This window comes from Desulfobotulus sp. (assembly GCF_034006065.1).
Taxonomy (GTDB): Bacteria; Desulfobacterota; Desulfobacteria; order Desulfobacterales; family ASO4-4; genus Desulfobotulus.
In genome coordinates this window covers 51,352-75,505 of the sequence record NZ_JAVETM010000016.1, presented here as the reverse complement: position 1 = coordinate 75,505, position 24,154 = coordinate 51,352, and the positions used below count along the sequence as shown (strand labels likewise).

Annotated in this window: 17 protein-coding genes; 16 read left to right on the top strand and 1 reads right to left on the bottom strand. The window is 56.6% G+C overall.

Annotation, left to right across the window (positions count from 1 at the left end; genetic code table 11):
* Nucleotides 1–245 precede the first annotated feature (245 nt).
* The 13 genes from RBR60_RS08185 (at nt 246) to RBR60_RS08125 (ending at nt 15,514) form a co-directional block, all read left to right on the top strand.
* Nucleotides 246–1,061, top strand: a complete 816-nt coding sequence (locus RBR60_RS08185; RefSeq protein ID WP_320355582.1) for a hypothetical protein — start codon at nt 246–248, stop codon at nt 1,059–1,061.
* Between the two features lie 343 nt (nt 1,062–1,404).
* A complete protein-coding gene (locus RBR60_RS08180; RefSeq protein WP_320355580.1) occupies nt 1,405–2,154 on the top strand; it encodes a DUF3450 family protein in 750 nt (249 codons plus the stop codon).
* Nucleotides 2,154–3,500 carry a MotA/TolQ/ExbB proton channel family protein gene (locus RBR60_RS08175; protein ID WP_320355578.1) on the top strand — a complete coding sequence of 449 codons (1,347 nt, stop codon included), beginning with the start codon at nt 2,154–2,156 and terminating at the stop codon, nt 3,498–3,500. The genes RBR60_RS08180 and RBR60_RS08175 overlap by 1 nt, the downstream gene beginning before the upstream one ends.
* Nucleotides 3,497–3,919, top strand: coding sequence for a MotA/TolQ/ExbB proton channel family protein (locus tag RBR60_RS08170; protein WP_320355576.1), 423 nt, complete (start codon nt 3,497–3,499; stop codon nt 3,917–3,919). Before RBR60_RS08175 ends, RBR60_RS08170 begins: the two co-directional genes overlap by 4 nt.
* On the top strand, nt 3,916–4,326 hold the full coding sequence (locus RBR60_RS08165; protein ID WP_320355574.1) for a biopolymer transporter ExbD: 411 nt from the start codon (nt 3,916–3,918) through the stop codon (nt 4,324–4,326). The genes RBR60_RS08170 and RBR60_RS08165 overlap by 4 nt, the downstream gene beginning before the upstream one ends.
* Nucleotides 4,323–5,006: an energy transducer TonB gene (locus tag RBR60_RS08160; RefSeq protein WP_320355572.1), complete on the top strand. Its 684-nt coding sequence runs from the start codon at nt 4,323–4,325 to the stop codon at nt 5,004–5,006. Before RBR60_RS08165 ends, RBR60_RS08160 begins: the two co-directional genes overlap by 4 nt.
* A complete protein-coding gene (locus tag RBR60_RS08155; protein ID WP_320355570.1) occupies nt 5,003–6,100 on the top strand; it encodes a tetratricopeptide repeat protein in 1,098 nt (365 codons plus the stop codon). The genes RBR60_RS08160 and RBR60_RS08155 overlap by 4 nt, the downstream gene beginning before the upstream one ends.
* A 129-nt stretch (nt 6,101–6,229) precedes the next feature.
* Nucleotides 6,230–9,058, top strand: coding sequence for a M16 family metallopeptidase (locus RBR60_RS08150; protein WP_320355568.1), 2,829 nt, complete (start codon nt 6,230–6,232; stop codon nt 9,056–9,058).
* A 232-nt stretch (nt 9,059–9,290) separates the two neighbouring features.
* Nucleotides 9,291–9,677: a hypothetical protein gene (locus RBR60_RS08145; RefSeq protein ID WP_320355566.1), complete on the top strand. Its 387-nt coding sequence runs from the start codon at nt 9,291–9,293 to the stop codon at nt 9,675–9,677.
* A gap of 202 nt (nt 9,678–9,879) precedes the next feature.
* Nucleotides 9,880–11,670, top strand: coding sequence for an extracellular solute-binding protein (locus tag RBR60_RS08140; RefSeq protein WP_320355564.1), 1,791 nt, complete (start codon nt 9,880–9,882; stop codon nt 11,668–11,670).
* 79 nt (nt 11,671–11,749) lie between these two features.
* Nucleotides 11,750–12,856, top strand: a complete 1,107-nt coding sequence (locus RBR60_RS08135) for a microcin C ABC transporter permease YejB (RefSeq protein WP_320355562.1) — start codon at nt 11,750–11,752, stop codon at nt 12,854–12,856.
* Between the two features lie 13 nt (nt 12,857–12,869).
* Nucleotides 12,870–13,910, top strand: coding sequence for an ABC transporter permease (locus RBR60_RS08130; RefSeq protein WP_320355560.1), 1,041 nt, complete (start codon nt 12,870–12,872; stop codon nt 13,908–13,910).
* Nucleotides 13,907–15,514, top strand: coding sequence for a dipeptide ABC transporter ATP-binding protein (locus RBR60_RS08125; protein WP_320355558.1), 1,608 nt, complete (start codon nt 13,907–13,909; stop codon nt 15,512–15,514). The genes RBR60_RS08130 and RBR60_RS08125 overlap by 4 nt, the downstream gene beginning before the upstream one ends.
* Before the next feature lie 88 nt (nt 15,515–15,602).
* On the opposite strand, the gene RBR60_RS08120 is transcribed toward RBR60_RS08125, so the two are convergent.
* Nucleotides 15,603–18,758 (bottom strand): carboxypeptidase-like regulatory domain-containing protein, encoded by a 3,156-nt coding sequence (locus RBR60_RS08120; RefSeq protein ID WP_320355556.1) that lies wholly within the window; start codon nt 18,756–18,758, stop codon nt 15,603–15,605.
* Nucleotides 18,759–19,225: 467 nt separating this feature from the next.
* Between RBR60_RS08120 and RBR60_RS08115 the strand changes: the two genes are divergently transcribed.
* From RBR60_RS08115 to RBR60_RS08105, 3 genes are all read left to right on the top strand, one after another.
* A complete protein-coding gene (locus RBR60_RS08115) occupies nt 19,226–19,831 on the top strand; it encodes a TetR/AcrR family transcriptional regulator (protein WP_320355586.1) in 606 nt (201 codons plus the stop codon).
* A gap of 59 nt (nt 19,832–19,890) precedes the next feature.
* The gene (locus RBR60_RS08110) at nt 19,891–21,693 is read left to right on the top strand and encodes an acyl-CoA dehydrogenase (RefSeq protein WP_320355555.1); all 1,803 of its coding nucleotides are present in this window, start codon (nt 19,891–19,893) and stop codon (nt 21,691–21,693) included.
* Nucleotides 21,694–22,085: 392 nt separating this feature from the next.
* Nucleotides 22,086–24,152 (top strand): (Fe-S)-binding protein, encoded by a 2,067-nt coding sequence (locus tag RBR60_RS08105; protein ID WP_320355553.1) that lies wholly within the window; start codon nt 22,086–22,088, stop codon nt 24,150–24,152.
* Nucleotides 24,153–24,154: the final 2 nt, after the last annotated feature.

The following is a 24,154-nucleotide window of genomic DNA, read 5'->3' as shown; positions in this document are numbered from 1 at the left end:
CCTCTGGCTTTTTTTCTGGAAGTGAACAACCTCTGGGATGCTTCCTACGCCCTGGCGGCGTATTCCGGCTCTGTCTATCCCATGCCGGGGCGGAATCTGAAGGTGGGGGTTGAGGTTTTTTTCTGAGAACGCATCGGGTATAGAAAAGAAGGCAAAAGGGGCGTCTGCCAGGCCTTCTTCAGGTTAAAGCCCTGAAGTCAGGCCTTTTGTTTTTTGGATCCATGCGCTGCATAAGGAGGTTTGTCATGCGTGTTTCTGCCTGGTTTGTGTTTGTTTTTTTTATTTTTTTCTGCACCCGGATCCTGGCCGGTCCCTATGCGCCGGAGGCGGGACGTCCCGGCTCTCAGGCCCTCATTCTGGGGCATGGGGGCATCATCGCCTGGGCCACGGGCTTTCGCGAGTATGTTCCGGGAGAAGCCGTGGAAGATCCCTGGATGGATCCGCAGCGCGCCATGGGGCCTGCCACGGGGAAGGCTTCGGATGTGCTTTCCCTGGGAAGGGGGGGCAGTATTGTACTCACCTTTGATGCGCCGCTTATGAACCGCGAGGGCTGGGATTTCGCCGTTTTCGGCAACAGTTTCAGCGATACCTTTCTGGAGCTGGCCTTTGTGGAGGTCTCCACCGATGGCAGGAATTTTGTGCGTTTTCCCGCCCACTCCCTGACCCAGAATCCTGTGCATGCCTTTGGGCATGTGGATCCTACGGATATTGATGGTTTTGCGGGAAAATACAGAGCAGGGTTTGGTACGCCCTTTGACCTGGAAGACCTAAAGGATTTCGAAGCCGTACGCTCAGGCCTTGTGAATCTGAACGACATTCCCTATCTCCGCCTTGTGGATGTGGTGGGGGACGGGAGCACGCAAGACCATTTTGGTAATAAGGTTTACGCGCCCTATCCCACAAAAATTTCCGCAGGTTTTGATCTGGATGGGGTGGCTGTGCTGAATGGTGTTCCCAGAGAAAGCGGAGGTGGGGAAGGGGATACGGAAGCGCCTCTGGTCTCAAGGGGAATGGGCGGAGGTGGGGGCTGCTTTCTCCAGGGCCTTCTGAAGAACCCTTGAAAAACCTTGGGGCCTTTGGGATGCGATCCGGACTTCGGGATGGGGTTTTAAGCTTTTTTGTGTTTGTAATATCCGTATGTTGTGTTCCTGCAATGGAGGTGTCTGATTTTTTGGGGAGTCCATCCCAATTGTTTCTTGTGTTTTTTTTAGCGTACGCTACTCTTTGACACTCGCGGTATGGACTCTTAAAGGGCAGGGGCGCGGCAATGAATGGCCGGATTCAGGGTGAAAAGGCGGAAGGTGCGAGCAGATCTTTTCGCGAGGTCTGATCCTTCAAAAAGAAGAAAAAAAGGCGTTTCTGAGAGAAGACATGACTCCTGGCTTGGGATGGAAAAAAGGATGGATGACAAAGATCTGCAGCCTTTGGCTGTTGCTTCTGCTCTGCTTTCCCCAGATTCCGGATGCAAGGGAGAAAGACCCGGAAGCGCGCATGGACGCGACTTTGAGCGCTGCACAGAAAGCCCAGGAAAAGGTGGAGGCTTTTTTACAGGAGGAGGAAAGGCAGCGTCAGGCGATCCGCGCCCTGGAGGCGGAGGTGGAGGCCCTTATTTATGAAAACCATATGCTGGAAAAGCGTATGGCAAGACAGCAGGAGCGGCTCCTTGCCCTGGAAGGGGAAGGGGAGGAGGCCGCAGGTCTGGCCCGCCTTGTGGAACCCCTTTTGGGAGATCTTCTCACCTTCCTTGAAAAACGAATGGAAGGATTGGTACCCTTTCGTCTGGAAGAACGGAAGGGACGTTTGCAGACCCTGCGTTCAGCCCTGGAAGATGGGGAAATGGATACCCAGAGCCGTTTTCGCAGAGCCCTGGAGGTGGTGGAGGCGGAGTTGAATCTGGGTTTGTTCCCGGATGCTGCGGCTGCAACGGTGGCTGTGGAGGGCGAGATGCTGCATGGAACCCTTTTGCATCTTGGTGCAGCAGGTCTTTTTTTTCTTTCACCGGATAAAGCCCTTGTGGCTCGCTGGTCAGGGGAAAGGGGACTTTTTTTGCCCTTGGACGCCACCGCAGCTCGGAGCGTGGAAAGGGCTTTTGCCATGGTGGAACGTCGTGTTCCCGCAGGATTGATCTGGCTTACCCTTCCGGAGGTTCCCTGATGCCCCGGCTTTTTCTTGTTTTATGTTTTTATCTGGGTTTGGGGGGGCTTGTTCACGCAGAGCTTTCTCCCCTGGATGCGGTTCTTGGGCGTCTCGCGGAAGACACGATTCTTCAGACACAAGCCCTTGCAGAAGAAAGGGAGGCGCTTGCCGCAAGACGTAAGGCGTTGGAAGCAAGACTTGTGCGCCTGAGGGTGGAGAATGGAGAAAAAAGAAAGGTCCTGGATGGTCTGATCGAAAAAACCCGGCGCATGGAAGCGGTGCGTAAAACTTCCGAGCTTACGGGCGCGGCTCTGGCCGCCCAACAGCTTGAAGCGGAAGAACGATTCCGATCTCTCCTTGCCCCTTCCCTGACCTACCCCCTTTTTCCCCTGCCTGGAAGGGAAGGAATGGGGGCCTTGTCTTCCGCTCGGCTTGAGACCTTTCTGGAAGCCCTGCGTTTTCATCTGCAAGCTTGCGACCATGTGGCTGTCCATCCCATTACCTTCCTTGCAAAGGATGGGCGGGAAAAACCAGGACAGCTTTTGCGTGTGGGAGCCCTTGCAGGCCTGGCCGTGGATGGGCAAGGAAAACCCCTGTTTGTGCTCCCCCATGACAAGGATGCTGTATACAGGGAGGCGGAGCATTCTCCTTCCTGGCGTGAGGGCCGGGCCATCCGCAAGGGGGTGGCAGGGGAGGCCCAGATTCTGCCTTTGGATCTTTCCAGGGGTCTGGTCCTTTCCGGAAACGGCGGCAGGCGGGGGCTTCAAGCTGCGCTGCGGGAAGGAGGGCTTCTGCTCTGGCCCATTCTCTTTATCGGACTGGTGGGTTTTGGGATTTTTCTGATCCGGGGTTTTGTCCTCTTTCGCCTGCGTTTTTGCAAAGAAGAAACCCTGCATCTTGTGGATGTGCTTCAGGATGGGGAAAGGGCCCTTTGCATGGAAAAAGAGGCCCGGAGCCCGGCCCTTTCGGTGGTGGCACTGGCCGTCCGGCTGCGGCATGAAACGGTCCTTTTCCGGGAGCAGGCCGTGGAGGCTGCGGCGGCCGCCTGGTCGGATCGGATGGAAAAGGGGCTTGCCACCCTTGGAGTCATGGCGGCTTTAGCTCCCATGCTGGGGCTGCTCGGCACAGTGACGGGCATGATGGCCTCCTTTCGGGTGATGAGCCAGATGGGGGCCGGGGATGTGCGGCTCATGTCCGGCGGGATTTCCGAGGCCCTCATCACCACCCAGTGGGGTCTTGGGGTGGCCGTTCCCCTGCTGCTTGCTCACCATCTTCTGTCCCGCAGGGCGGAACGTCTGGCCCTTGAAGCCGAAGACAGGGGCATGGAGGCGCTGGCCCTTCTGGAGAAGGGGGAAGCGCCGTGAGTCTTCCGTTCCGGGAAATGCTGGTCTGGGAGTCCTGGTTCTCCATGGGAATCTGGGTCTGGTGCGCGGGTCTGATGGCCGTTTTCATCTGGACCCTGAGCCTGAAAACCCTCTGGGATCTTGCAAGGCCGCAGAATCTGGATCAGGCCCTGACCCTGGCTCCTTACCGCATCCGTGCCATACGGGTGCTGGCTGCGGCGGCTCCCCTTGTGGGGCTTCTCGGTACGGTGTCCGCCATGATCCATATGTTTGCGGGCCTTCAGGCCGCAGGCCTTTCCGGAAACCGGGCCATGGCCGGAGGCATTGCCGAAGCCCTGATGAGTACCCAGGCGGGACTTCTTGCCGCCATTCCGGGGCTTTTCATGGCCCATGTGCTGGAACGTCGTCACGCCCGCCTTTTCCGGAAGAAGACCCCATGAAAAGAGTCCTGCGCCACAGAAGAAAGAAAAACGCACCTGGCCTCGACATGGCACCCCTTCTGGATATGATCTTCATTCTGCTGATTTTTTTTGTGGTGAATGCGAGCTTTATCCGGGAGACCTCCGTGCCTGTGGAGAGGCCTTCGGCCCAAACGGCGGTGGAGGCGGAAAACGTGCGTCTGGTGCTGGCTGTGGATGCCGCAGGCCGGGTTTTTCTGGAGGATGTTCCCGTGGATCCCGGTGTGCTCCGGGGCCGGATGCAGGCCTTTGCCACTGAAAATCCCGGCGCTCTGGTGGTGGTGGCTGCGGATCGGGACTGTCCTTCCGGTATGCTGATGCGGGTTCTCGACATCTGCCGCCTGGCGGGGGTGCCCCATCTGGCCCTTGCGGCCCGGAGGCCGGAGTGAGGGAGGGAGCGCGCTGGCTTTTCTGCGGGATCTGCGGTCTGATCCTTACCCTCTGGCTCTTTGGTCTTTTTTTCTTCACGGAAAAGAATGCAGATCTGAAGCGTCCCTGGGAAGGTCCGGCCCTTGCCATCCACCTTGAAGCCCCCCTTTCTCCCCAGGCTCCTTCTTTGGAAAGGGAGGTTTCTTCCCCGCTGCTTCCCGCCTTTGAAACCCTGCCCCCTGCCTTTGGAGATTTCATCCTGAGGGAAACCCCGCCTCCTTTGTCACCCCATCTTCCCTTTGTTTCGGAAAATTTTGCGGATGTGCGGCCTCCGGATCTGGAAGGTTTTTCTCCGCCATCTGCCACCCTTCCTTCTTCCGGTCCGCCACTTTCGGATCGGGTGTACGGTCTTGGGGAGCTGGATGAAACGCCAAGGCCTCTGCACAGGGTGGTCCCGGTTTTTCCCTATGCGGCCCGCAGGCAGGGTATCCGGGAAGGACGGGTCCGGCTGCTCATGGAGGTGGACAGAACCGGAAGGGTGCGGGAGGTGCGGGTGCTGTCCGCAGAACCTCCGGGGTATTTTGAGGCGGCTTCCGTGGATGCGGCCCGGCAGTGGCGCTTTACACCGGGCCGGGTGGCGGACAGGGACGTGGTGACCCGTTTTGAGCTTCCCATCCATTTCGGGGGGGAGGGGCCATGAAAACGCTGTGCGGGATGCTGCTTGTACTGGGGGTTTTCTTTCATGCCTTGCCTTTGAAGAGTTTTTCTTCCGAAGGTTTGCGGGAAGCCCTCATTCTCCTTGAAAAAAAAGAGGAGAAAAAAGCCTTGGATCTTCTCCTTTCCCTGGAAAAGGACTGGGGAAAGCACAAGGAATTCTGGGGCCTTCTCGGTACGGCCCGTTTTCGTACAGGGGATACAGGGGGAGCTGCGGAGGCCTTTCAGAGGGGGCTTCTCCTTGCGCCGGAAGATCTCTTTTTATGGAGAAACCTTGGCTGGAGTTATTACCGGATGGAGGCCCATACAAAAGGAATCCGGGCCTTTGAAAAGGCCCTTTCTCTTTCGGAAGCCGGAGAAGACGCCCATGGTCTGGCCCTCTGCCAGTATGGGGCGAGGGATTTCAAGGCTGCCGTGGAAACCCTGTGGCCCTGGGTGGAAAAAGAAAAAAATCCAGCCTGGCTGCGCCTTATGGGCCATGCCGCTCTGGCCTCAGGCAGGATGGATCAAACGATCCTGGGTCTTTTACGGGGCTTTGTGGTGGAAAGTTCCCAGATTGAAGACTGGATGCTCCTTGCCCGTGCGGAGGATCTTTCGGGAAACCGGGGCCGGGCGGCCGTAAGTCTTGAGGTGGCCCGAAGTCTCAGGGTTTCGGATTCCCCGGATTCTGATCTTGTCGCCCGCATGTACAGAACCGCAGGCCTGCCTTCCGCTGCGGCCAGGGTGCTGGAGGATGAAAAGGAAGGGAGTGCCCTTGAAAGGGTGAGACTGCTTCTGGCTGCGGGCAGAAGAAGGGCCGCTCTTCTTCTCCTGGAAAAAACCGAAGGAACCGAAGCCCGGATGCTGGAGGCCCGCATCCATATGGAAAGGGGAGCCTATGCCCTTGCCCTGAAAAGTCTGGAACAGGCGGAAGACGGGCAAAAAGCGCGCTATGCAAAGGGGCTTTGTCTCTGGCGTCTGGGCCGGTATCAGGAGGCGGGGGGGATTTTTGCAGAACTGGCCACAGATCCGGACTGGTCCGGGAAAGTCCGGGAACTTGTGGCCCGGATGCAGGCTTTAGCCGTGCTGGAGGCGGAGTGAAACGGATTGCTACAGGGGGCCTGCTTGCGCTCTTTGTTCTGCCATGGCATGCTTGGCCCGCAATCCGGGAAAGGCTGTAGAGGCTGGATCTGGTTTTTTGCCATAACCCATGGATTCCGGGAGGAACACATGCGTCGATTTTTTGTCTTATGGGGTTTTCTCATGACTTTTCTTGTGTCCGGTTTCACACCTTCCCTGGCCGGGGAATCCACCATGGCCTGGCCCTGGGAGGCCTCCGATCTTTCTCCGGACAGCCGACTGCACTACGGTCGTCTTGAAAATGGCTTCCGTTATGTACTCTTTCCCAATGATCACCCCAGAGGCCGGGTGCACATGCACCTCTTTGTGCAGGCAGGCTCCCGCCATGAGGCCGAAGGCCAGGAGGGACTGGCCCATTTTCTGGAACACATGGCCTTCAACGGTTCCACGCATTTTCCTCCGGGCAGTCTCATCCATTTCTTTCAGGAAATCGGCATGAATTTCGGCGGAGACACCAATGCCCACACCGCCTTTGACCGCACGGTCTATGACATTGTCCTGCCTGAGGGAAAGCCCGAAACCCTGGCCAGGGGCCTTCAGGTCATGGCGGATTATGCGGGCGGGCTTCTGCTGCCGCCGGAGGAGATTGTGCGGGAGCGGGGTATTGTTCTGGCCGAAAAGCGGGACCGGGATTCCGCCGCCTACCGCATGCAGCAGGCGGAGCAGGCCTTTTTGTTTCAGGGCACCCGCATTCCCGAGCGTCCGCCCATTGGCCTTGAATCCGTGATTGAAGGGGCGGGGCAGGCGGAGTTCCGGGCCTTCTATGACACCTGGTACAGGCCGGAGCGCATGGTGCTTTTTCTGGTGGGAGAGATGGACAGAAAGGCGGTGGAAGAAGAGATCCGCCTGAAGTTTGCCCCTTTGCGTTCCCGTGCGCCCGCTCAGGCGGAGCCGGACCTGGGAGAATCTTCCCATCAGGGTCTGAAGTTTTTCTATCATGCGGAACCTGGGAGCGGCGGGCTTCAGGTGGCCATCGGAAAGGTGGAGCCCCTGCCCTTTGAAGCCCACACTCTGGCTTCGGAAGAGGCTTCGGTGCTGCGCTACATGGCCATGCGCCTTCTGGGGCTGAGGCTGGAGCGTCTGAAGGAAAGACCGGATACCCCCTTTCTTTCTGCCGTGGCCTACACCCATGACCTGTATGGCCGGTTGCGCATGACGGACATGCGCGCCGCCTGCGATCCCGAACACTGGGAAGCGGCCCTTGCCCTTCTCACCCGCACCCTGCGGGAAGCCCTGGTGCAGGGCTTTACCCAGGCGGAACTGGACCGGGTTCGTGGAGAGCTTGTGGCCTGGTTTGAGAGTCAGGCTGCGGCCGCAGCCCGGCGGGAAAGCGGTGCCATAGCCGCTTCCCTGCTCCGGGATTTCTATGGTGACAATGTACCTGTGGCACCGGAGACCATGGCGGAGCAGATCCTTCCCTTTCTGGGCGATGTTCCCCTTTCTGGGGTGAACCGGACGTTCCGGGAACTCTGGGGCGGCAATCACCGTCTTGTCCGGCTCATGGGTGAGGGCCTTTCATCCCAGGAAGTGGCTCTACGCCAGGCCATGCGCCGGATCTATCTGGAGGCAGGCCATCTGGATGCCGGTGGGCTGGAAGAACGTGGGGCTCTCCTCTTTCCCTATCTGCCGCCGCCTTTGGAAAAAAATACGGTGCAGCAGGTCTGGGAGGATGAGGGACTTGGAATCTTTGATGTTCTTTATGCAGATGGTACCCTGCTCCACATCAAGGCGACGGACTTTGAGCCGGATCGGGTGCGCATGCGGGTGCGTTTCGGAACGGGCCGGGCCGGAGAGCCCTGGCCGGGGCTTTCCTTTCTGGCTGCGGACACCCTGAATTTTTCCGGCACCTCGGTACTGACCCAGGAGGATCTGAACACAGTTCTTGCGGGAAAAAGAGTAAGCTTACGTTTTGGTATGGATGTGGATCACCACTTTTTTGACGGAGAAGCAAGAAGGGCAGAGCTTGGGGATCTTCTGCATCTTCTGCGGGCCCAGCTGGAAGATCCGGGTTTCCGGGAAGAGGCCTTCAGCCTTGTGCGCGCCCGGTATCTCCGGGGAATCCGGGAGGCTGCGGGCAGTGTGGATAAAAGTTTTGAGCGCATGGGTCCCTGTTTTTTCACCGGTGGCGATCCTCGGTTCTGTCCGCCTGAGGAAGGGGATCTCAGCGCCTGGACAGTGGGGGACATCGCAGCCTGGCTGGGACCGGTTCTGGCCTCTGCCCCTCTGGAAATCTCCCTTGTGGGGGCCGTGGATCCGGATGCGGCCATGGCACTTGTGGGGAATATTCTCGGTATGCGTGCGGTGCGCGGTGATCAGAGCATAGGGGTTCCTGCCGAGGCTCCGGCATTTCCTGAAGGTGGGCGCATGGAGGCCAGGGTGAAAGCGAGTCCGCCCGCAAGTCTTGTGCAGTGGGGGTTTCCCGTTTCAGGCGAGGTTTCTTCCCTGCGGCACAGAGGTCTGAACCTTCTGTCGGGGGTTCTCAAAGAACGCCTGCGGGAAGAGATTCGGGAGAATCTCGGCGCAGCCTACAGTCCTTTCAGTTATTACTGGGCCTATCCCCTATGGTCGGAATGGGGGGGGATCATGGCGGGGGTTTCCCTTGCGCCGGATCAGGTGGAGCTTGTGGGAAAAAATCTTCTCAGCCTGGCGAGGGACTTGGGGGACGGGGCCCTCGATGGAGAACTTCTGGAGCGGGTTCGGGGACCCCTTCTGAACAGCCTTGTAACCCGGCAGCAGGATAACCGTTACTGGCTTTACGGGGTGCTGGACGGTTCCGTGCGATGGCCGGAGCAGCGCAACTGGGCCCGCACTCTGCTTGAGGATTACAAAGCCTGGACGGATGCGGATCTGCGGGAGCTGGCCCGTGAGGTGCTGGATCCACAAAGGGCATCCTTGCTCCATATCCGGACGGAAGAATAGGAAAGGACATTTTTGCGCACAGGACGCTTTGACATCCTGCAGCGACGGATTCTCCGGCGGGTGCGCATATTGTTGCCATTGACCATTTTGTTGTCATGCATATGGGCATGCCGTTGGCACTGGATGGAGACGGATGCGGGGATGGGGGGATTTTTTGTCTGGCATGATCACTGCAATTTATTGAGGCGGCATGATATTCCTGGACATTCGCATACATCGAAGGAGAAGCCACATGAAAAAGATCCAGACGCTGCTTTTTTATTCGTTTCTGGCTCCGGCCCTGATCTTCATGACCGGGCCTGTTTCCCATGGCGCAACCGGTACCTATATTGACTGTATTCATGGCTGTCCGGATTTCATTGTCTGCACCAACTGCTGTAATGAGGTTTTCAGCTCTGCTCTGTCGCGATGCGATGCGAACCGGGATCAGTGCGAGGCTCTGTGCCCTCCGGGGGATTTTGACTGTCTTGATAGCTGCATGAATCAGAGAAATTCCTGCCTCATGCAGGACAGGCGGGATTTCGACTGCCCGCACTGGGAGGAAAATGGCCGTAAATCGGGCCCCAGCCTCTTTTTTAAAGGGAGTCGTCCGTTATCGAACAGGGGGGAGTGTCTGTAGTGCCATGGATCCAAATGATTCCGCCTTGCATTCATGGGCCATGCAGATTTTTACGGATGCCGATCTGAATGAGGATCCTTTACTTTTCGGAACAGGAAAAGGCTTTAATTTTAAAATTTTATTGTCCTGGCTCTTTCAGAACGGATGGATTTCCGGGGGGGTTGTGTGAAGGGGCACAGAATGCCCTACAAGAGGGGAAAGAATGTGTAAAAAAAGAATCCTGGTCCTTTTCGCCTGCATCCTGCTCTGGGCAGACTCCCTTTCTGCCCAAGCCCTGCCCCGGCATGCCCTGTCTCTGGGAGAAGCACCCGCCTACGGCCCGGACTTCACCCATTTTGCCTATGTAAGACCCGATGCCCCCAAAGGGGGGATGCTCCGTCTGGAAGCCCTCGGTACCTTTGACAGTTTTCATCCTTTTATCATGAAGGGCATGGCGGCGTCCGGCATCGGACTTCTCTTTGACACCCTCATGACCTCTTCCGATGATGAGCCCTTTGCCCAGTATGGGCTGCTGGCGGAAAGTGTGACCCTGGCGGAGGACGGCAGCTGGATCCGTTTCACCCTGCACCCCCAAGCCCGTTTCCATGACGGGACTCCGGTGCGGGCCTCGGATGTGGCTTTTACCTTCCGCATGCTGGTGAAGGATGGAAAACCCCACTATGCCCGGTATTACCGGGATGTGGCCGAGGTGGTGGCAGAGGATGAACGCAAGGTGCGCTTTGATTTCAGAACACCGGACAATCCTGAGCTGCCCCTGATTCTGGGACAGCTTCCCGTTTTGTCGGAAAAAGACTGGGAAGGGGTGGACTTTGGCCGCTCGGGGTTCCGTGTTCCCCTGGGAAGCGGGCCTTACCGCCTGGAAAGCTTTGAGCCGGGCCGCAGGGTGGTCTATGTGCGGGATGGGGAATACTGGGGCCGGGAGCTTCCTGTGAATCGGGGGCAGTATAATTTTGATCGCATTGCCTACGAATATTTCCGGGACGCCACCGTATCCCTGGAAGCCTTCAAGGCGGGCTATTATGATCTCCGCCTTGAAAACACGGCAAAGATCTGGGCCACCCAGTACACGGGAAAAGCTTTCAGGGATGGGCATCTCGTGAAGACCGTTTTGCCCCATAAGCTTCCCGGCGGTATGCAGGGTTTTGCCATGAACACCCGGCGCGCCCTGTTTCAGGATGTGCGGGTGCGGGAGGCCTTAAGCCTTGCCTTTGATTTTGAGTGGAGCAACACCACCCTTTTCCACGACCAGTATGTCCGTTCCAGAAGCTATTTCAGCAATTCGGAAATGGCCGCCAAGGGCTTGCCCACAAAAGAAGAGCTCCGTTATCTGGAGCCCTTGCGGGGGATGCTGGGGGAAGACGTGTTCGGGCCAGTGCCCCTGCCGCCGTTGACGGACGGATCAGGCTTTCTGCGGGCCCAGCTGCTGCGGGCCGCAGATCTTCTGGAAGAGGCGGGCTGCATCCTGAAGGATGGAGTTTTGCATACACCGGAAGGTCGGCCCTTTCGTTTTGAAATTCTTCTGCACAACCCGGTTTTTGAACGGGTCATGCTGCCCTATGTGCAGAACCTGAAGCGCCTTGGCATCGTGGCGCGCATCCGCTCCGTGGACCCTTCCCAGTATGTGAACCGCATGCGCAGCTTTGACTTTGACATGACTGTGGCGGTTTTTCCCCAGTCTTTGTCTCCGGGAAACGAGCAGGAGGATTTCTGGAGCTGCAAGGCGGCATCCACCCCCGGTTCCCGGAATTACATGGGCATCTGTGATTCTGCGGTGGATGCCCTGGTGCAGGCCATTGCCACGGCTCCGGACAGAGATTCCCTCATCGCTGCCTGCCGGAGCCTTGACCGGGTGCTGCGTCATGGGCATTATCTGGTACCCAACTGGCATACCTCGGTTTTCCGTCTGGCCCATCGCAGCACCATTGCCATGCCGGACACACCCCCGCCCTATGGACTTGCCATCTACAGCTGGTGGGACAAAAACGCGGAATAGGCCCCTTTGTCCACCACCACCGAAGTTTTCGTTTCTCCGGCTTTTTCATCCCTTTTGACCCTGATGCACGGGGAGAACCATGACCGCCTACATCCTGCGCAGACTGCTGCTCATTGTGCCCACCCTGCTTGGCATTCTCACCATCAATTTCTTCATCATTCAGGCGGCTCCCGGCGGGCCGGTGGAGCAGATGCTGCATCAGCTGGAAGGAGAAGGGCCTGGCCTCACGGCCCGGGTTTCCGGTGTGGGCGGCTCCGAGGTGGCGGTGAGCACCTCTCTTGCCTCGGACAAAAGCAGCGAATCCCGGTACCGGGGCGCTCAGGGCCTGGATCCGGAACTGGTTTCCCGCATTGAAAAGATGTACGGCTTTGATCAGCCCCTGCATGTGCGTTATTTCCGGATGCTCCGGGATTTTCTCGTCTTTGATTTCGGGGAAAGTTTTTTCCGCAGCACTCCGGTTCTGCAGCTCATCGGGGAAAAACTGCCCGTTTCCATTTCCTTAGGACTCTGGAGCACCCTGATCATCTACCTGGTGTCCATTCCCTTAGGCGTGGCCAAGGCCTTACGTCACGGTTCCCGCTTTGACCTCTGGACCTCGGCGCTGGTGGTTTTTGGCAATGCGGTGCCCGTCTTTCTTTTCGCGGTGCTGCTGGTGGTGCTCTTTGCGGGCGGAGCCTGGCTGCAGATCTTTCCCCTGCGGGGTCTGACCTCTCCTCATTTTGCGGATCTTTCCATGATGGGAAAGATACTGGACTATGCCTGGCATCTGGTTCTGCCGGTGACAGCCCTGGTTATCGGCGGTTTTGCCACCCTTACCCTTCTCACCAAAAACGCCTTTCTCGATGAGATCCACAAACAGTATGTGGTAACGGCCCGGGCCAAGGGGCTTTCCGAAGGCCGGGTGCTTTTCGGCCATGTGTTCCGCAATGCCATGCTCATTGTGATTGCGGGTTTTCCTGCGGCCTTTGTGTCCATGTTTTTCACAGGCTCCCTTCTGGTGGAGGTGATCTTCTCCCTGGACGGTCTCGGCCTTCTGGGCTTTGAGGCCACCATGGGCCGGGATTATCCCGTGATGTTCGGAACCCTGTATATTTTCACCCTGCTGGGGCTGGTGTTAAACCTTGTGAGTGACCTCACCTATTCTCTGGTGGATCCGAGAATCGATTTTGAAAGCCGTGGCGCATAAAGGAGGCGCATATATGGGAAAGCCTTTGCTGGGCCCTGTGGGGGAGCGCCGCTGGCGGCGTTTCCGGGAAAATGGCAGGGCCTGGATCTCGCTCTGGATCTTTGCCGTTCTTTTCATTTTCACCCTGGCGGCGGAGTGGGTGGCCAATGACCGGCCCCTATATGTGCGCTATCAGGGCGCATCCTTTTTTCCCGTTCTGGTGGCCTATCCGGAAACCCGCTTTGGCGGAACCCTCGGGACAGAAGCGGTGTACCGCGACCCCCATGTGCAGGCCCTCATCCGGAAAGAGGGCTTCATGATCTGGCCACCCATTCCCTTTGCCCATGACACCATCCATTTTGGCCTGAAGGAGGCCTTTCCTGCTCCGCCTTCTCCGGGAAACTGGCTGGGCACCGACGATCTGGGCCGGGATGTTTTGGCAAGGCTGGTGTACGGTTTCCGTATTTCCGTTCTTTTCGGACTCTGCCTTGCGGGCCTGGGCTCTGCCATAGGCGTTCTTGCGGGGGCCTTGCAGGGGTATTTTGGCGGATGGGTGGATCTTTTCGGGCAGCGCTTCATTGAAATCTGGTCCGGTCTGCCCGTTCTCTACCTTCTCATTCTTCTTTCCAGCGTCATAGCCCCGGATTTCTGGTGGCTCCTTGCCATCATGCTTCTCTTTGGCTGGATGAGCCTTGTGGGCGTTGTGCGGGCGGAGTTTCTCCGGGGCAGAAACCTTGAATACGTGCGTGCGGCACGGGCCTTGGGCATGGGCCATGGCCGCATCATGCTGCGCCATATTCTGCCCAACGCCATGGTGGCGGCATTAACCTTTCTTCCCTTTCAGGTGAGTGCGGCCATCGGCTCCCTTACGGCGCTTGACTTTCTCGGCTTTGGCCTGCCTCCCGGCTCTCCTTCTCTGGGAGAGCTTCTGGCCCAGGGCAAGGCCAATCTCCATGCGCCCTGGCTGGGGATTTCTGCTTTTTGCGTGCTGGCCCTGCTTTTAAGCCTCCTCGTCTTTATCGGAGAAGGGGTGCGGGATGCCTTTGATCCCAGAATGGAGGGGCGGAAAGCATGAAGACGCCTCTGCTCTCCATTGAAAACCTCGGCATTCGTTTTCATCCCGGCGGCGGGGAGATTCTTACGGCCGTAAGGGATGTGTCCCTGGATCTGGCTCCGGGCGAGACCCTTGGCCTTGTGGGGGCTTCGGGTTCGGGAAAATCCCTCACCGCCCACGCCATTCTGAGGCTTCTCCCTTCTGGGCCGGGATGCGAGGTCTCGGGCAGAATTTTTTTCAAAGGAGAAGATCTTTTTTCCTTAAAGACTTCTGCCATGCGTTCTGTCCGTGGAAAGCGTATTTCCATGATCTTCCAGGAACCCATGACGGCTCTCAATCCTTTGCACCGGATCGGACGGCAGATCGGAGAAGGCATTCGCGTCCATGAGGGCGTTGTTTCCGCATCAAGACTGCAAAAGCGGGTGCTGGAACTTCTGGAAGCAGTGGGGATCCCTGAACCGGAACGTCGCATGGAAGCCTATCCCCACGAGCTTTCCGGAGGCCAGCGTCAGCGGGTGATGATCGCCATGGCCATTGCCAACAGGCCGGATCTGCTCATTGCCGACGAGCCCACCACGGCGCTGGATGTCACGGTGCAGGCCCAGATCCTGGCCCTTTTGTCAAAGCTTCAGCGGGAGATGGGCATGGCCATGCTGCTCATTACCCATGATCTCGGGGTGGTGCGCCATGGGACGGATCGCACGGCGGTCATGGACGCAGGCCGCATTGTGGAGGTGGAGGATACGGTAAAACTGTTTGAAGGAGGGGGCAGGGAGGTCTTTACCCGGAGGCTTCTTCAGGCGGAAAACATGGCACCTCCGGAAAGTGTTGAGGAAGAAGGGCGGCCCCTGCTGGAGGTGCGGGATCTTGAGGTGACCTTTCCCATCAGAACAGGACTTTTCAGAAGGAAAAAGGAATTTAAGGCCCTTTCCGATGCGACCTTTATGCTGGGCCGGGGGGAGACCTTAGGGGTTGTGGGCGAGTCCGGTTCCGGAAAAACGAGCCTTGGCCTTGCCGTGCTCAGGCTTCTGGCATCAAAGGGGGAGATTTTCCTTGATGGCGCGCCCCTTCATGACAGAAGGGACGGGACGCTGAAAGCCTTCCGGCGACGGATGCAGGTGGTGTTTCAGGATCCCTTTGCAAGCTTAAGCCCCAGAATGAGTGTGGCGGACATTGTGGCCGAAGGCCTTCTGGTGCATGGTCTGGGGGATGGATCTTCCCGTGAGGCCCGTGTGGTGCGGGCCCTGGAGGAGGTGGGGCTGGACCCCGGTATCCGTTTCCGCTATCCCCATGAATTTTCCGGAGGGCAGCGTCAGCGCATTGCCATTGCCAGGGCTCTCGTTCTCGACCCGGAACTCCTGATTCTGGATGAGCCCACTTCTTCCCTTGACCGGACCGTGCAGTTCCAGGTGCTGGGGCTTCTTAAGGGTCTTCAGGAAAAAAAAGGGCTTTCCTACCTTTTCATCTCCCATGATCTTAAGGTGATCCGGGCCATCAGTCACAGGATTCTGGTGATGAAGGACGGGCATATTGTGGAGGCGGGGAGGGCTGCGGAGATTCTGGACAGGCCGCAACAGGAGTATACGAAAAGGCTTCTGGCTGCGGCCTTGGACGGGAAAGGTTAAAAAAACTGCGGGCAGGGCAGACAGAGGCACCGTACCCGCAGAAAAGGGATTCCGACCCTTATTTTAATAAAGGGTCGGAGGAAAAAGATTATTGGCGCATAAAGCCTTTCATACTGAGAGAAGATTTCCGAAGAAGGGGCTGGGAGGAAGGCTGTGCATCCAGGCTGCGGGCCTGCCTCAGAGCTGTGCGTTCTTCGGGTTCTTCCTCATCTTCCATGGAGCTGCTTTCCATACGATAGACTTCATAATCGTCAAAGGGTCTTTCTCCCCTGAGGAAAGCAAGAAGCGCTGCCTCATATCCGCTGTAGCTGGCAAAATTCTCAATGGAAACGGAAATGGTTTTGTGCGTTGCCTCGTTCGGAGGCATCCAGGCCATGAGTTCCTGGGGCAGATTCGGGAACTGCCAGCTGCTTCCATTGGGAGGCATGATGGCGCTCCAGGAGAAGTCAATGGGGGCGCTGGTATCCGTGGGAGGCATCCAGGCGTTGATCTCTGCATTCAGAACATCCATGGGAGCCGTACCGCTGAGGGTCCAGGATATGGTTTGGGTGGCTTCATTGTACGCAGGATTGGAGACCTGGCGGTCCGGGAAGGCGAGGGTCACCTCTGTCGGTGCGGACGTATATCGTTTGCGGATGGACCGGGAATGGTTAAAGCCATTGGATTGCCCGTAGGTGGCGCCGGAAAGGGCATATCCCTGCATGTCTATGTCCTGGGGATAGGCGAAGCTACCGGAGGTCATGGCTGTCGGATGATGGCTTCCCCCCAGTTGGAAGTGCGTTCCCTTGCGCCAACCGGAAAACAGGATCTGGTTGAGGGCAAGGTTGGACTGCCAGCCCATGTTCACAGGATTTCGTGTGACCATGAGGAGGGTGATGGCGCCCGCAGGGTCCTGATCCAGGATAAAACCATAGCGGTTCCAGGCAAAATTGCCTGTTTCAGACTGATATTGTCCCAATTGGGCCAGAAGACTGAATTTTCCGTCGGCCTGGAGTGTTCCGGGGCAGATGCGGATATTGTGACTACTGGGGCGCTGAGGTGTCCAGCCCGTAATATCCATGTAAGGAATGAAGCGCAGGGTTTCTCCCAGGGCGGGTTCCTCCGTGCCGTAATCAACGGGGACTACAACGGTCTGACCGCCTTCCTGGCAATAAAAGGTGTGGGGTTCCACATCTTCTGTTTCCAGGTAATAGACCCAATCTCCGGCAGGGATGGATACAAAGGTGTTCATCTCCCTTTCCAGGGTAACCGCGCCGTAATCCTGTCGTTGTTTTTCATGGGCGATGGTGATGTTTACCTGGCTTCTTCCGACATTGCCGAAATCCGCCACGCCGTTGGTGTTGGTTCGCAGGCTCTGGGCAACGGAACGTCCGTCTGTGCCATGGAGGACAACCCACACGCCCTGTACGGCCTGATCGGATGTGGGAGTTTCCTTGATGGTGACCTTGAAGTGGGTGGAGGTGCTGCCGCCCCAGGAAATCACAAGGGTTTTCTGATCGCTTTTTCCCTTGGCGTCCGTGACTGTGACCGTAATGGTGGCGGTTCCGACTCCGCCGGGGGCTGTCCAGGTGACGCTGTGGCTGGGCACATTACCGCCGGAGGTGTTGCTCAGGGTTCCTGCGGTGGTGCTCCAGGTGTAGGAGATGCTGTCGCCATCGGGATCCGAGGCGTTGGCTGTCAGGTTTACCGGGCTGCCGGGGTTGATGAGCCCTTCGGGGGAACGGGTAAGGGAAGAGATGACAGGCGCTCTGTTGGGAAGCTCAAAATCCACCACAGCCTGTCTGTTGCCAGCATTGAGATGCACTTTCTTGCTGGCAAGACCAGCCACAAAGACATAGATTTCTGCGTTCAGAGGTACCTTGATGGTATACCTGCCACTGGCGTCCGTCTGGGCGGAAGGCCCGAAGCTGGTATGTACGGCAATATTCTGAGCAGGCTGGAGATTGCCTTCATAGAGGATGGTTCCACTGATGACCCCATCAAAGGCAAGCACAATGGGATCCGGAAGAATCATGCAGGTTCCGGAGTTGTCCAGGGTGCTGCCCTGGGTTTCCCAGACTGTGACGCCATCCTCGTTGTAGGGAAAGGCCAAGGCTCCGGCTTTGGCAAGCACTTTCACCTTCACCGGATTTGTGGAGTTCTGGGTGCGCTCTACGGTGACACAGGCTTTGCCTGTGGCATCGGTGACGGTGGGCTGGGATGTGCCACTGTAGGTGAGGCCTTCTGCTGTGACTTCAATGCCCCTGCGGGGATTGCCGTCCTCATCCAGAACCAGGACACAGACGCAGGCGTGCTCATTGATGGGTCGGTCGGCGTTCCACCAGGAAAAATGGGTGATCTGGGCTTCTGCATAGAGAATGCCGCCTTCTTCAATGATTTTGGCATTATCCATCTCAGGCGTTGAGGGATCCGCATCTTCCCGGAGCCAGGTGCCCTTGGTTTCATCATAAGACCACCACTCAATGCTTCCTTTGTCAGGGTGGCCTGCCACATAGGTGCCTGCACGTTCTCCGCCCTGCTGATAGATATCCGGTAGTTTCAGTTTGACGGTGGCGGGTGCGGAGAGGGTTGTGATGGGCTTTCCGCTGGCAGGATCCACGAGGGTGATTTCCGTAAAGGCGATACTTTCAAGGGGGGTATTGGGATCCCCGCTCGTGCCGGTGGCTGCCATGTAGTCACCGGGGAAGGCCTGGGCGCCTTCCGGTGTTGTGGGATCTCCCACGGCAATGCTGATATTGACGGCGTTTGCGCCTGGGATACTGCCTGCGGGCAGGTTCAGTTGGACTTTCTTTTCTGAATCCTGGATTTCGATCTTTTGGCTTGTATCCTGATTCAGCTCTGAAAGGGTGAAGGCGGTCATTTTGGCTGAAGCGGCATAGGTTTTTCCGGCTTCAACGGGCAGGCTGCGCTGGTAGGTGGCATATCCTTGCTTGGCATAGGTAAGTACCAGACGTCCCTTTTCTGGAACAGGGATACCGCTCAGGGTGTACATGCCGTTGGCATCGGTGGTTGCGTCTTTGCCACCGGCGGAAACCCGTACGCCTTCAAGGCCACCGCTGCCAAAAACCTGGCCGGATACGGTGACGCTGGTGGGAGTGGGTTGGGGTTGAGGGCTGGGATCAGAGCCGGAGCTGCTGCAGGCCTGGAAGGCTGTGAGCATGCCAAGACAAAGAAGAAAAATAAGAAGGTCTTTCAGGATCAAAAGACGGCCATCGGGTTCTTTTTTGGATTTTGATCGTACCATAGCATCTCCTTGGGTTGATGGGGGGTGAAGGTTTGGCCTTGCGGGGAGATATGCGGCGGCAGGAGGATTTTCGCCTTGTGCATGCACAGTCAAGGATCAGAAATTTCCATCTCTGACCTAAGCATTCAAGAGACCCCGACAGGCGATTCTTTGCTATCGTATCGAAAGTAGCCATGATTCTACGCCTGCTTCCGGGCTTTGGCAAGGCTGATTGTAAAGATTTGTAAAAAACGGCGATGTCGCAGATAATCGTAGGTTCATGAACGCTGTTCCAGGTTGTATGGGGAACGATGTTTCTTTGTGGGGCTTATGATTATAAAAGGCTTGACAGTTTTCCTCTGTGACTGCTAATTGAGAGTATCCTCATTTTTGATCAAAGGGTAAAGAGTTGCTGAAATCCATGTATGACTTGCAAAAGAGCGGACAACCAGGACAGTAAATCATGTTTTTCAGGTGAGGAGGGTTTTATTTCGCGGATCGACAGACAGGATAAATATCAGCGGATTTTAAGGGCTGGGATCACAGTCTTTGCAAAACGCGGCGTTTTCCGTGCAACCATATCGGAAATTGCCCGGGAAGCGGGCGTGGCCGATGGGACCATTTATCTTTATTTCAAAAACAAAGACGATATTCTCTTTCGTTTTTTTGAAGAAAGAACAGAAGACATCTTTGCCCGCTTCCGCGCAGCCATTGACGGAGCGGACAGCGCCCGGGATAAATTGGCCCGACTCATCACATGTCATCTGGAGGCCTTTCAGGAGGATCGGGAGATGGCCGTGGTTTTTCAGGCGGAAACGCGAAAAATCCATGCCATGGCGGACCAGGTGAATGAGATTTCAGCGCGTTACCGTGAACTCATCGGAGAAATTATTGAAGAAGGTCAGGCCCAAGGGGGGATCCGTAAAGACCTTTATATGGCGTTGGTGAAGCGTTTTATCCTGGGTGCCGTGGACGAGGTGATCAGTACCTGGGTCCTGGCCGAAGGCAAATATGATCTGGTGAGCATGGCCGAACCTTTGGTGGATCTTTTTATCCGGGGGATCGGCTGTTTTTCTTCGGAACCCAATGCATAAGCCCCAACAGACTTTGATGTACTGAAAAAACACCATAAAACCAGCAAGGAGATCCAAAGATGGCGCAAGTAATTTCTGAAAGACGGGATGTGGATTTTGTTCTGCATGAACAGCTTGAAGTGGGCAAGTTTGCCGAAAAGGAAAAGTTTGCGGATTTCAATAAGAAAACCGTGGACATGATTGTGAATGAGGCAAGAAACCTTGCCATCAAGGAGCTGCTCCCTACCTGGAAAGATGGCGACACCATCGGCTGTACCTTTGAAAACGGCAAGGTCCGCATTCCCGAATCCTTTGTGCGGGCCTATGATCTTCTGAAAAAGGGCGAGTGGACGGCCATGAGCGAAGCCCCCGAGTGGGGTGGTCAGGGCATGCCCAAGACCGTGGCCCTGGCGGCCAGCGAGTTCTTCAATGGTGCCAACTACCCCTTCATGATGTATCCCGGCCTTACCCATGGGGCGGGCAAGCTTGTGGAAACCTTTGGTACGGAAAAACAGAAAAAACTCTTCCTCAAGAATATCTATACTGGTGAGTGGTGCGGTACCATGCTTCTTACGGAAGCCTGTGCCGGTTCCGACGTCGGCGCTCTGGAAACCGTGGCCTATCCCCAGGCAGACGGTACCTACAAGATTGTGGGCAACAAGATCTTCATCTCCGGCGGGGAGCAGGAGCAGCTTTCTCCCAACATCGTACATCCCGTTCTGGCCCGTATTGAGGGGGCTCCCGCTGGCACCAAGGGCATTTCCCTCTTCCTGGTTCCCAAGTTCCGTGTGAACGATGATGGCAGCCTCGGCGCCTTCAATGATGTGGTCTGCACGGGTATTGAGCACAAAATGGGCATCCATGGCAACTGCACCTGCTCTCTGGCCTTAGGCGGCAAGAATGAGTGCATCGGTGAGCTTCTCGGCGAGCCCAACAAGGGCATGGCTCACATGTTCCTCATGATGAATGAAGCCCGTCAGCTGGTGGGGATGCAGGGTTTTGCCTGCGGTTCCGCAGCCTACATGTATGCCCTGAACTACGCCAAGGAGCGTGTACAGGGTGCGCTTCTCACCAATCCCAAGGGCGGCGGTGTGCCCATCATCCAGCACCCGGATGTGCGGCGTCAGCTTATGATGATGAAGAGCTACACCGAAGCCATGCGCTCCATTCTGTACTATCTGGCCTACTGCGACGATATGGCCCACCTGGCGGAAAGTGCTGAGGAAAAGGAGCTTTATGAAGGTCTTGTGGAAGTACTGACCCCCATCGGAAAGGGCTATGTGACCGACCGCAGCTTTGAGGTGGTTTCCCAGGGCATGCAGGTGTATGGCGGATATGGTTTCATTGAGGAATATCCCCTGGCCCAGCTCCTCCGGGATGTACGCATCACCCTGATCTATGAGGGTACCAACGGCATTCAGGCCATGGATCTTCTGGGTCGCAAGCTTGGCATGAAAAAGGGCAAGATTTTCATGTCCCTTCTGCAGAAGATTGGTGCCACCGTAGCCCAGGCCAAGGGTGTGGAAGCCCTGGCACCTCTGGCGGCCCAGACCGAGGCCACCCTGAACAAGCTGGGTGAGGTAGCCATGCACATGGGTAAAACCGCCATGAGCGAGAAGGTGATGGTTGCCTTCAGCCAGGCCCATCCCTTCCTCGATGTGGTGGGGGATCTCACCGCAGCCTGGATGCTCCTGTGGCGGGCCACCATTGCCCAGTCCAAACTGGGTCAGAAGAAGAAGGAAGATGCCTTCTACAAAGGCGTGATCAAATCCGCAGAGTTTTTCATCTACAACCAGCTGCCCGTGACCGAAGGAAAGATGAATGCCATCCTTCGTAGTGCGGATGCGGCTGTGGCCATTGAAGAGGAATCCTTCCTTTCTTAAAAAAAGAGGGGAGATGATTTACATACGGGCAGGTGCGTAAAGGCCCTGCCCCATGCTCGTACGCCGGGGAAATCCCCGGCATTTTTATGGTGATGCAGCACACACCGTCTGCTAGCGTTTTGACGCAAACCCCTTAAAAAGCAAGGTCTGGAAGGGGGGAGGGAAGAAAAACCCGCCAAGCCTGCCAGATCCGAAGAGTATTGAAAAACAAGGTGTCGCGAGGGTACTCCCCGGATTTTTTACTTGACGGATCCGGTTTTTCTTTATTAAGAGTGTTCCGATCCATATACCCGGCGATACAGCGGCATTTGGGAAGCCGCTTGTGATTTTTGGTCGTTCATCACAAATTTAACCATCTTTTTAAGGACTCAGTTAGGGGAAGGAATGTTTCCATGGAACCATTGATCGCGCCTGCGCAGTACTCGTTTATGGGCATCCCTACGGTATTGCTTTCCATTCTGATACCGATTGTGGGTATTGCCCTTTTTACCTACATCATGGCCAAGCGTGTGGCGCCTCTGACAAGGGCGCGCAAGGATGATCGCTTTGACGCCATTCCGCAGCGGCTCTGGAACGTGTTGATGATCTGGCTGGGCCAGGTCCGTCAGCCCCGCTACATGATGGGCGGTGTGCTTCACATCCTGATCTTTTTTGGCTTTCTTACCCTGGCCCTGCGCTCCATGAGCCTGGTGGTCATTGGTGTGGTGCCCGATTTCGCTCTGCCCGGATTCGGACCGGATCAGATCATTGGCATGATCTACAACGTGGCCAAGGACTATGCGGCCACCGTGGTGTTTGTGGCCTGTTTTGTGGCTGCCATCCGCCGTGGCATCTTCCGGCCCGAGCGCTATGAGGTGCCTGCCCGTTTCGGTAAGGATCATACCGCAGAAGCCGTATTTGTTCTCTGCGTCATTATGACCCTCATGGTGTCTGAAGCCCTCTTTGAAGCCACCCTCATCGCAGCCCAGATCCAGACCGGTGCCCATGCTCACTTCCTGGCCCCTGGCACCCTGCCCTGGGTTCTGAAGAACAGCCTCCTGGCAACGCCCCTGGAAAAGCTTCAGACCCTGCATGTGGCTTCTTATTTCATCCATGACTTTACCTTCTTCTTCTTCCTTTGCTTTCTGCCCCTTGGTAAGCATTTCCACGTTATCACCTCCCTTTTCAACGTGTACTTCATGCGGATCCGCCGGGGGAACATCAAACCCATCGAGTATGGTCTGTCCGCAGAGGAGATGGAAAACCTGAAGTCCATCGGTGTGAAGAAGCTCGAAGATTTCACCTGGAAGCACATTCTGGATTTCTACACCTGCGCTGACTGTGGCCGCTGTTCCGATCAGTGCCCGGCCAACACCGTGGGTCGCGCCCTGTCCCCTCGTTTTATCTCCATTAAAGGTCGTGAGGCCGTATTCAACACCTATCCCCTCATGGGACCCATTCTGAAGAGCGACAAGCTGGTGGGGCATGTCTATGAGGAAGATGAAATCTGGAGCTGCACCACCTGCGGCGCCTGTGAGCAGGAATGCCCCATTGGGATTGAGTACATCGACAAGATCGTGGATCTGCGCAGGGGCCTTGTGGATGAGGGCGAAGTACCCCAGACCCTCCAGAAGCCCATGCAGGCCCTGTCCAAGCGTGGCAACGCCTGGGGCAAGATGGAGAAGAAGCGGGCCGATTGGACCAAAGACATTGCAGAAGAATGTCCTGTCAAAGTTCTTGAAGGGGATGAAAAGGCCAATACCCTGTACTTTGTGGATTCCATCAGCTCCTTTGACGACCGCATGGTGAACATCGCCAAGAGTACGGCCAAGCTTCTGAAAGCCGCTGGTGAAGATTTCGGTGTTCTGGGCAAAAATGAGAAGGATTCCGGTAACGAGGTTATCCGCTTTGGTGAAGAATTCCTCTATCAGGAACTCAAGAACCACAACGTGGAAATGATCAAGGAATCCGGTGCCAAGCGCATTGTCACCGCAGACCCCCATGCGTTCAACGCTCTGAAGAACGACTACAAACTGTCCATACCCGTGGAGCACATCAGTTCTGTGGTTACCCGCGCTGTGAAGGTCGGCAAGATCAAGCTGAAGCCTGTGGAAGACGCCACTCGCGTATTCACCTACCATGATCCCTGCTACCTGGGGCGTCATAATGGCGTGTATGAAGATCCGAGAGCCGCACTGAACGCCATCCCCGGTATCCGCACCGTGGAGATGCTCAAGAGCGGAGACCGCTCCTTCTGCTGCTCCGGTGGTGGTCTGATGCTGTTCTATGAGCCCCATGAAGAAGAGCGTATGGCCGTACTTCGTGTTAAAATGGCTGCCAAGGCCGGTGCCAATGTCATCGTCACCGCCTGCCCCTTCTGCCTGGTGAACATGGAAGACGCGATTAAGGTTGCAGGTTACGAAGGCAAGATGGAAGCCCTGGATCTGGTAGAACTGATTGAAAAGCACATGGTCAAGTAAAG